General features: G+C 75.9%; 7 protein-coding genes. 5 read left to right on the top strand and 2 right to left on the bottom strand.

Features of this window, described 5'->3' with window-relative positions:
• Together IEZ17_RS42905 and IEZ17_RS27455 are read right to left on the bottom strand one after the other, a co-directional pair.
• The coding region (locus IEZ17_RS42905) for a DUF5691 domain-containing protein (RefSeq protein ID WP_444544827.1) at nt 1-253 on the bottom strand (253 nt) is incomplete at its 3' end.
• Nucleotides 254-350: 97 nt separating this feature from the next.
• The gene (locus IEZ17_RS27455; RefSeq protein ID WP_189304642.1) at nt 351-1,772 is read right to left on the bottom strand and encodes an SWIM zinc finger family protein; all 1,422 of its coding nucleotides are present in this window, start codon (nt 1,770-1,772) and stop codon (nt 351-353) included.
• A gap of 222 nt (nt 1,773-1,994) precedes the next feature.
• On the opposite strand from IEZ17_RS27455, the gene IEZ17_RS27450 reads away from it, so the two are divergent.
• The 5 genes from IEZ17_RS27450 to IEZ17_RS27430 all read left to right on the top strand — a co-directional run bounded on the left by IEZ17_RS27450 (nt 1,995) and on the right by IEZ17_RS27430 (nt 9,355).
• Entirely contained in the window at nt 1,995-3,104 is a 1,110-nt protein-coding gene (locus IEZ17_RS27450) for an ATP-binding protein (protein ID WP_189304686.1), read from the top strand.
• A complete protein-coding gene (locus tag IEZ17_RS27445) occupies nt 3,101-5,695 on the top strand; it encodes a DUF5682 family protein (RefSeq protein ID WP_229852704.1) in 2,595 nt (864 codons plus the stop codon). Before IEZ17_RS27450 ends, IEZ17_RS27445 begins: the two co-directional genes overlap by 4 nt.
• Nucleotides 5,692-7,044, top strand: coding sequence for a VWA domain-containing protein (locus IEZ17_RS27440; protein ID WP_229852703.1), 1,353 nt, complete (start codon nt 5,692-5,694; stop codon nt 7,042-7,044). Before IEZ17_RS27445 ends, IEZ17_RS27440 begins: the two co-directional genes overlap by 4 nt.
• A 133-nt stretch (nt 7,045-7,177) precedes the next feature.
• Nucleotides 7,178-8,104, top strand: coding sequence for a hypothetical protein (locus IEZ17_RS27435; protein ID WP_189304640.1), 927 nt, complete (start codon nt 7,178-7,180; stop codon nt 8,102-8,104).
• 93 nt (nt 8,105-8,197) lie between these two features.
• Entirely contained in the window at nt 8,198-9,355 is a 1,158-nt protein-coding gene (locus IEZ17_RS27430) for a hypothetical protein (protein WP_189304638.1), read from the top strand.
• The last annotated feature ends 90 nt before the right edge of the window (nt 9,356-9,445 follow it).

Below are 9,445 nucleotides of genomic sequence, written 5' to 3'. Positions count from 1 at the left end.
CGGCCGGCGCAGGGGCGGGCCGCCCACCGGCCGGGGCGGGGCGCAGCGCGGCGCGCCGGCGCACCGTGCTCACCGCCGCCGCGTCCAGCAGTGCCGCCGCGGCGCTCTGCCCTGGGCGCACGGATACCGGCGGCGTCCGCCGCTCGGCTCCGAGCAGGGCGGCGCTCACCAGCTCGGGCCAGGGGACGGGGGAGGCGGAGGGATGCCGGGGGACGGGGGGCGTGGCAGTTGTGGGGTTCGGTGGGGTCGTCATGTCCTTCCTCCAGGTGAGGGTGGTGCACGGGTGCGGGGTGTCGCCCGGGGTGTGGGCCGGCCGGCGGGCCGGGGTGCGGGGGCGCCGGGCCGGGCGGTCAGCGGGCCAGCGGCACCGGCGCGGGGTCCCACGCCGTCAGGGGCAGGAAGCCGCGGTGGCCGCATTCGCCGAAGACCGTGAGCGGGGCGCCGCCGGATATCGCCGCCAGCTGCCACACGGCCGTACGGCCCGGGCAGCGCGGGTCGAGCGGCAGCGCCGACTCGCCGTCCGCGTCGGCCAGTTGCCACCCCGCGCCGCCCCGGCCCGGTATGGGCGTGACGTCGGTGAGGACCACCGGCCAGGCGTCCAGCCACGGATCGTCGCGCAGCGCGTCGCCGTACGCGGCCAGGGCGGCATCGATGCCGCAACCGGGCGGGACCGGGCCCGGCACCGCCGGCGCGTGCCGCTCGCCGAGGGCGGCGCGCAGCGGGCGGGCGGCCGGGTAGTACGCGAGGTCCGCGTCCAGCAGCAGACCGGGGGGCAGGGCCAGGTCCAGGGGGCGGTGGCCGCCCCCGAAGGAGAGATGCAGCGCCATCCGGCCGGTCCGCTCACCGCGCAGGAAGATCCGCCGCGTGGTCAACGCGCCGTCCTCGCGGTCCTGTTGGGCGAGCACCAGCCAGCGGTCCCGGACCGGCGCGGCATCCGGGCCGGTCAGCAGGTCGGCGGCCTCCGTGGTCAGCCCGACCCGCGAGCGGACCGTCGCCGCGAGCGGGGCCGGCAGCCGCTCGATGCCGAGGAACCCCTGGTCGAGGAGGTGCAGCAGGGCGCACTCCTCCAGGAGGCGGGACGGCCAGTCGGCGCCGGAGGCGCTGAGCGCGCCCAACTCCCGCACCCGCGCGGCGAGTCCAGGAGCCTGGGCGTCGACCATCCGGGCGGCGGTCTCGCCCCAGGAGCCCCCGCCGCCCCCGGCTCCCGCCGAGGGGGAGGCGCTGCCGGCGCGGCCCGCCGAGGCCAGGCCGGAGTGCAGCAGGTCCTCCAGACGCTGCTCAAGTTCCGCCGCACCGGCCGCGATCCGCCGCATCCGGCGCTCCGCCCGCCGCTCGGCGGCCTCCGGGGCCGCGGGCGCACGGGAGGAGGCGCCGCCACCGGACACCGCGCCGGCCGGCGACTGCCCGGCGCGCTCCCCGCGCGCGGCCAGCCACTCGGCGGCCCACGGGGGCGGCTCCCCGGCCGCCACCGCTCCCACATCCCCGTCGGCCCCCGCCGCCCCGGCCCAGAGCAGCAGCAGCCCCAGCGCGTGCTTGCACGGGAACTTGCGGCTCGGGCAACTGCACCGGAAGGCCGGGCCCTTGACGTCCACGACCGTCTGGTAGAGCTTCCTGCCGCTGCCCTTGCACTCCCCCCACACCGCGCCGCCGTCCGCGCCCGTCTCCGACCACGGGCCCGGCGCCGCGAGCGTGCCGCCCGCCCTGCGTGATGCCGCGTCAGGTGCCAGTGCGAGCACCTGATCCGTCGTCCAGCGTTCCCCCTGCGGATTCATGTCCCCGACGCTACGACGCGGCACTGACAATCGCCGCCGGTCGCAGTGTCTTCGCAGCTCAGAGGCGGTTTTCGGAGGAATGTCAGTGGCGTGGTGCAGGCTGGGGAACGCAAGCGGCCGGCGGGGTTTTCGCGGGGTGCCGGCCGCGCATCGCGACGAGGGGGAACGATGTCCGAGAGCACCGAGAACTCTGAGAACTCCGAGAGCGCCGAGAGCACCAACATGACGGCGGCCGGCGAGGGGAGTGCGGCCGGCGAGGCGCTCCGGCCGCATGCGGAGGACACCTTCGCGGCCGAGCTGACGGCCCTCGCGGCGGCCGACGACCGGCCGCGCCCGGAGCGCTGGCGGCTCTCGCCGTGGGCGGTCGCGACGTATCTGCTCGGCGGCACGCTCGCGGACGGCACGGTCATCACACCGAAATACGTCGGCCCGCGCCGCATCGTCGAGGTCGCGGTGACGACCCTGGCGACGGACCGCGCGCTCCTGCTGCTCGGAGTGCCGGGGACGGCCAAGACCTGGGTGTCGGAGCATCTGGCGGCGGCCGTCAGCGGCGACTCCACCCTGCTGGTGCAGGGCACCGCCGGCACGCCCGAAGAGTCGATCCGCTACGGCTGGAACTACGCCCGGCTGCTCGCCGACGGGCCCGGTCGGGAGGCACTGGTGCCCAGCCCGGTGATGCGCGCCATGGCACAGGGGATGACCGCGCGCGTCGAGGAGCTGACCCGCATCCCGGCCGACGTCCAGGACACGCTCATCACCATCCTGTCCGAAAAGACCCTGCCGATACCGGAGTTGGGCCAGGAGGTGCAGGCCGTCCGCGGGTTCAACCTGATCGCCACGGCCAACGACCGCGACCGCGGCGTCAACGAACTCTCCAGCGCGCTGCGCCGCCGCTTCAACACCGTCGTGCTGCCGCTGCCCGCCACACCGGACGAGGAGGTCGACATCGTCGCCCGGCGGGTCGCACAGATCGGCCGCTCGCTCCAACTCCCGCCCGCGCCCGAGGGGCTGGACGAGATCCGCCGGGTGGTCACCGTCTTCCGCGAGCTCCGGGACGGCGGCACCGCGGACGGCCGCACCAGGCTCAAGTCGCCCTCCGGGACGCTCTCCACCGCCGAGGCCATCTCGGTGGTGACCAACGGGCTGGCGCTGGCCACCCACTTCGGGGACGGGGTGCTGCGCCCCGGGGACGTGGCCGCCGGGATTCTGGGCGCGGTCGTCCGCGACCCGGCCGCGGACCGGGTGGTCTGGCAGGAGTATCTGGAGGCAGTGGTGCGCGAGCGCGACGGCTGGAAGGACTTCTACCGCGCCTGCCGCGAGGTGAGCGCATGACCGGCGGGAGCGCGGCGGGCCCGGTGCTGCTCGGGGTGCGGCACCACGGCCCCGGGTCGGCCCGGGCGGTGCGGGCCGCATTGGAGCACTGCGCGCCCCGCGCGGTGCTGATCGAGGGCCCACCGGAGGCGGACGACCTGGTCCCGCTGGCCGCGCGGGAGGACATGCGACCGCCCGTCGCACTGCTCGCCCACGTGGCCGACGACCCCGGCCGCGCGGCGTTCTGGCCGCTGGCCGAGTTCTCCCCGGAGTGGGTGGCGCTGCGCTGGGCGCTGGAGCGCGGCGTTCCGGTGCGCTTCATCGATCTTCCGGCGGCACACTCGCTGGCGATGGCGGCGGAGCCGGAGACCGAGCCGGGAGCCGAGCCACGAGCAGAGCCGGAAGAGGAGGCGGAAGCGGCGTCAGGGGCACGGGCGGAGGCGCCGGGGCCTGCGGTGCGGGTCGACCCTGTTCGCGTACTGGCCGAGACCGCCGGTTACGACGATCCCGAGCGCTGGTGGGAGGACGTCGTCGAGCACCGCGGGGCCGGGGCGGATGCGCTGGCCCCGTTCGCGGCGCTGGCCGAGGCGATGGCGGCGCTGCGCACGGCGTACGGCGACGGCGGGCACGACCGCGACCCGGTGCGCGAGGCCCATATGCGGCTTCGACTGCGGGCCGCGCGACGGGAGTTCGGGGACCGTATCGCCGTGGTCTGCGGGGCCTGGCACGTGCCCGCGCTGGCCCGGCGCACCACCGCGGCCGCCGACCGGCAGCTGCTCAAGGGCCTGCCGAAGGAGAAGACGGCGGTGACCTGGGTGCCCTGGACGCACCGGCGGCTGGCCCGGCGCAGCGGGTACGGCGCCGGAATCGCCTCCCCCGGCTGGTACGGCCATCTCTTCGGCGCCCCCGACCGCCCCGTGGAGCGCTGGCTCACCAAGGTCGCCCGACTGCTCCGCGAGGAGGACTACCCGGTCTCGTCGGCGCATGTCATCGAGGCGGTGCGGCTCGCCGAAGGGCTGGCCGCGGTGCGCGGGCGCCCGCTGCCCGGTCTCGCCGAGCTGGACGACGCGGTCCGGGCCGTCATGGGCGGGGGCTCCGACGCCCCGTCCGCGCTGATCCACGACCGGCTGGTGGTCGGCGAGGTGCTGGGCGAGGTGCCCGAGGACGCCCCCGCCGTCCCGTTGCAGCGTGATATCGCCCGCAGCCAGCGGGCGTTGCGGCTCAAGCCCGAGGCCGCGGAGCGCGAGCTGGAGCTGGATCTGCGCAAGGAGACCGACGCCGGGCGCAGCCGGCTGCTGCACCGGCTGCGGCTGCTCGGCATCCCCTGGGGCGAGCGCGTCCGCTCCCGGGCCGGGAGGGGCACCTTCCGGGAGACCTGGCGGCTGCGCTGGGAGCCGGAGCTGACGGTACGGGTCGCCGAGGCCGGTATCTGGGGCACCACCGTGCTCGCGGCGGCCACCGCCAGGGCCGCGGCGGACGCGACGGGGGCCGCCGCCCTCGCCGAGGTGACCGCGCTCGCCGAGCGCTGTCTGCTCGCCGGGCTCCCCGACGCCCTGCCGGTGGTGATGCGGGTGCTGGCGGACCGCGCGGCCCTGGACGCGGACGTGGGACATCTCGCCCAGGCACTGCCCGCACTCGTCCGGTCGGTGCGGTACGGGGACGTCCGGGGCACGGACGGCGCGGCGCTCCGGGAGGTCGCGCTCGGGCTGGCCGAACGGGTTTTCGTCGGGCTGCCACCGGCCTGCGCCGGGCTGGACGCGGACGGAGCGGCGGAGATGCGGAGTCATCTCGACGCCACCCATCAGGCCGTCGGCCTGCTCGGCCAGGTGGCCGGGGCGGCCGGGGAGCCCTCGGCGCCGCTGCGGCAGCGCTGGGCCGGAGTGCTGCGGACGGTGACCGGCCGGGATGCCGTACCGGGCCTGATCCGCGGGCGGGCCACCCGACTCCTGCTGGACGAAGGGCAGTTGGCGGACGGCGGGGCGGAACGGCTGATGCGGTCGGCGCTCTCGCCGGGTACCCCGCCCGCCGACGCCGCGGGCTGGATCGAGGGCTTCGTCGGCGGCGCGGACGGCGGGGTGCTGCTGGTGCACGACGAACGCCTGCTGGCCCTCGTGGACGGCTGGCTGACGAGCGTGCCGGACACCGCGTTCACGGACGTCCTGCCGCTGCTGCGCCGGACGTTCGCGGAGTACGAGGCCGGTGCGCGGCGCACCCTCGGCGAGCTGGTCCGCCGCGGCCCCTCCCCCACTCTCGGCTCCGCTCGATCGGGCGGTACCCCCATCGCCGCCCGGCAGCCGGCGGGCGACCGGTTGGACGCGGCGGCGCCCGGCTTCGGCCCCGGCCTGGACCGCGACCGCGCCGCCGCCGTACTGCCCACGCTGCGGCTCCTCCTGGGGACAGACCGGGACGGGGGCGACGCCAACGACGCCGGCGACGCCGGCGACACCAGCGACAGAAGTGGCACCAACGACAGCAGCGGCACCAACAAGGTCAACAAGGGCAACGTCGGCATCAACGCCAACGCCGACACCAACGGCGCCGACACCAACGGCGCCGACACCAACGGCGCCGGCATCCACGGCGCCAACATCCTCACGGGGGCCGGGAGATGACCACAGGGACGGAAACCACCACGGAAACCACCACGGACCCGGACACGGGCGCGGATGCGGGCACGGGCACGGACGCGACCACGGACGCGACCATGGGCGCGGGCACGGGCACGGACGCGACCGCGGACACGAACACCACCACCACGCCCCTGCACTCACCCGCCCCCGCATGCTCCGCCGCCGAGCGGCTGCGGCGGTGGCGGCTGGTGCTCGGGGGCGCGGGGGCGGACGGTACGGGATGCGAGCTGCGGGGGCGGGACGCGGCCATGGACGGGGCGCTGGAGTCGCTCTACGGGCAGGGCCGAGGGGGCGGCCGGGAGGGTGGCCGGGGCGGTGAAGGCGGTGGGCGGCGCACGGCCGGGCTCGGGGCGTCGGCTCCCGGGGTGGCGCGCTGGCTCGGCGACATCCGGACGTACTTCCCGTCCTCCGTGGTGCGGGTGATGCAGCGGGACGCCATCGACCGGCTGGGGCTGTCCGCGCTGCTGCTGGAGCCGGAGATGCTGGAGGCGGTGGAGGCGGACGTCCATCTGGTCGGCACGCTGCTGTCGTTGAACAAGGTGATGCCGGAGACGACCAGGGAGACGGCGCGGGCGGTCGTCCGCAGGGTCGTCGAGGATCTGGAGAAGCGGCTCGCCACCCGCACGCGCGCCACGCTCACCGGGGCGCTGGACCGCTCCGCGCGGATCAGCCGGCCGCGGCATCGCGATATCGACTGGGACCGGACGATCCGCGCCAACCTGAAGAACTACCTGCCGGAGTACGGGACGGTCGTCCCCGAGCGGCTGATCGGCTACGGCCGGGCCGCGCGGTCGGTGAAGAAGGACGTGGTGCTCTGCATCGACCAGTCCGGGTCGATGGCGGCATCGGTGGTGTACGCCTCGGTGTTCGGGGCGGTGCTGGCGTCGATGCGGGCCATCGACACCCGGCTGGTGGTCTTCGACACCTCGGTGGTCGATCTGACGGACCAGCTGGACGACCCGGTGGAGGTGCTGTTCGGGACGCAGCTCGGCGGCGGTACGGACATCAACCGGGCGCTGGCCTACTGCCAGTCGCGGATCAGCCGCCCCGCCGAGACCGTCGTGGTCCTCATCAGCGACCTCTACGAGGGCGGCATCCGGGACGAGATGCTCAAACGGGTCGCGGCGATGAAGGCGTCCGGGGTGCAGTTCGTGACGTTGCTGGCGCTGTCCGACGAGGGGGCGCCCGCCTACGACCGGGAGCATGCCGCGGCGCTCGCGGCCCTGGGGGCACCGGCGTTCGCATGTACACCTGATCTGTTTCCGGAGGTGATGGCGGCGGCCATCGAAAAAAGACCGCTGCCCATACCGGACATGACGGAGCAACGGTGACAGGAGTGCCGCGGGGACTTGCACGGCACCTGGTCGGTCGTGCAAGGATCTGCGCATCGCTCGATCACCCGTGATGCGCGCGACACCGAGGCACTGTGCCCGGGTGTCCCCGTCCGTATGGGAAGGTCCCTCCTTGTCCGCTGTGTTCGCCATGCCTGCCGCCGTGCGCCTGCCGCGCACCGTGGCCGTGCGGCGTGCGCTGCTGGCGGGGCTCTTCCTGGTCGGCTTCCTCGCTCTCGGCTTCGCCTTCGGCACCGGCGCACACGCCGCCGACCGGGTGCAGACCGACGGCCGCTCGGGTCCGCAGGCACTCACCGGAGCCCCGGCTCCGGGCGGGGCCGGGGCCGGAGCCACCACCCCGGACCGGGCCGCCACCCGGACCGGGGCGGCGTACCGCTCCTCCGGACTGCCGTCCTCCGAAGCCGCGTTGGCGCGGCAGGGTGCGGTGGCCGACGCCCGGTTCGCCCGGCGTTCGGACGCCGCCGCCGGCGCGGTCGCGAATGCCGTACGCCCCGCTGGGCGGGTCGCCGCACCGGTCACCGACCGGATCGCCCGGCCGGTTGCCGGACTGGCCGGCGCCGTCAAGGATTTCGGCGGCCTCGGGAACGTGGTCGGCGGTGCGCTGCCCGTCCACCTCCCGTTCGGCGAGCTGCCGGGTGGCCCCGGTGACGGCGGTACGCCCGGTCAGGGCGGGGCGCCGAGCGGCGCGCTGCCGGCCGGTTCCGGCACGGTCGCGACCGGCCAGGCCGCCGGTGCGCTCCACGTGATCCGTCCGGCGCACTGCGCCGACGGCCCGCACCAGTCCGCCGCGCAGCCCCGTCCCGTCGTGCACCAGCAGCGGGACACCGGCCGCAACGGCCTGCCGGGTCAGTTCCCGCAGGGCCCCGTGGCGCCCGCCCCGCACTCCGCGGGCGACGGCCACGGCCCCCGTGGCGGGGACCAGCACGCCGCCTTCCCGGCGGACTCCCAGCGCTACCGGCTGCTGCCCGGTGGCGTCCGCACGGCTGACGGCGCCCCGACGCGCCGCCGTGCCGAAGAAATCCTCGAATTCCCCGGCTAGGGCAGACCGTTCCGCGTCTGTAACTGGACCTGCCGCGCGGGGGCGGGACAGGTCTGCCCGACACCACTCCTGAATTCGAAGGACTTCTCCATCATGCGCTCCAACATCCGCCGTTCCATCGCCGTTGCCGCCGCCGCTTCCGGTCTGTGGGCCCTGGGCTCCGTCGCCGCCAACGCGGCCGAGCTGCCCGCCACCCCGAACCTGCCCGCCGTCGGTTCGGTGACCGGCGCCACCCAGCACCTGCCCACCGGTGACGTGACCGGCACCGTCACCAAGACCGTGTCCGGCGTGTCCGGCAAGGCGACCGGTGCCCTCGGCGGCGGGCTGCCCACCGGCCGGCTGTCGCAGCTCGGCGGCGCCGTGGACAGCGTCCAGCAGCTCGTCGGCGGTGCCGGGCTCTCCGGCGTGCACGCCGACGGCATGACGAAGGGCGACGACGAGCAGGGCCAGAAGGGCAAGAAGGGCAAGAAGGGCAAGAAGCACGGCAAGGGCGCTGACCTGGGCAAGCTCGGCAAGCTGCCGAAGCTGCCCGCGACCCCGGGCCTGCCCTCCGCCGGTCTGCCCTCCGCCGGTCTGCCCGGCGTCCCGGCGCTGCCCGGCGTCCCCGCGCTGCCCAAGACCCCCGCGCTGCCCGACGCCCCCGCGCTGCCCAAGGCCCCGGGCTCGGCCGACAACCTGCTGGCCGGTCTCGCCGGTGCGGGCATCCGCCCCGAGCAGCTGACGAAGCAGGCGCAGGGCGCGCTGGCCACCGTGCGTCCGGTCGTCGACCAGGTCGCGGCCGACGTGCTGCCGCCGGTCGCCGGCCGCGCCGTCACCAAGGTGCTCCCGGTCGCCCAGCTCGAGGTCGGCAGCGCCGGCAAGCTCGCCGGCGACGTGGCCGCCAAGGCGACCCCGTTCGTGACCGTCGTCGAGGGCCACGCGCAGCTGTTCGTCCAGGGCCTGCGCACCGAGGCCGTCCCGTTCGCCCAGCGCGTCGCGGCTGACACCACGCCGTTCGCGCAGGCCGTCACCGGCAACTCCACCGCACTCGCGCAGGGCCTGGACGCCGACGCCGTGCCGTTCGCGAAGAGCCTGAGCGTCGTGGTCGTCGCCGACGCCAAGGGCACCGTGGCCACCACCGTCGCCGGTGCGAAGAGCCTGGCCCCGATGCGGAACGTGCCGGCCGTGCCCGCCAACCTGGCCGACCTGACCAACGCCGCCAACATCCCGGCGCTGCCCGCCGCCCCGGCCCTCCCGGTCCAGGGCGTCTGAGGCCCTCCGGGCATCAGCCCCGGTACCGGCCGCGGCGGTGGCCGGTATCGGAAGTCGCCGGATTGAAGCTGCGTGACGGCGCGTCACTCC

This window comes from Streptomyces albospinus, from assembly GCF_014648695.1.
Lineage (GTDB): Bacteria > Actinomycetota > Actinomycetes > Streptomycetales > Streptomycetaceae > Streptomyces > Streptomyces albospinus.
Note: the sequence above shows the minus strand (reverse complement) of the source record. Positions and strands in the feature narration are given on the sequence as shown.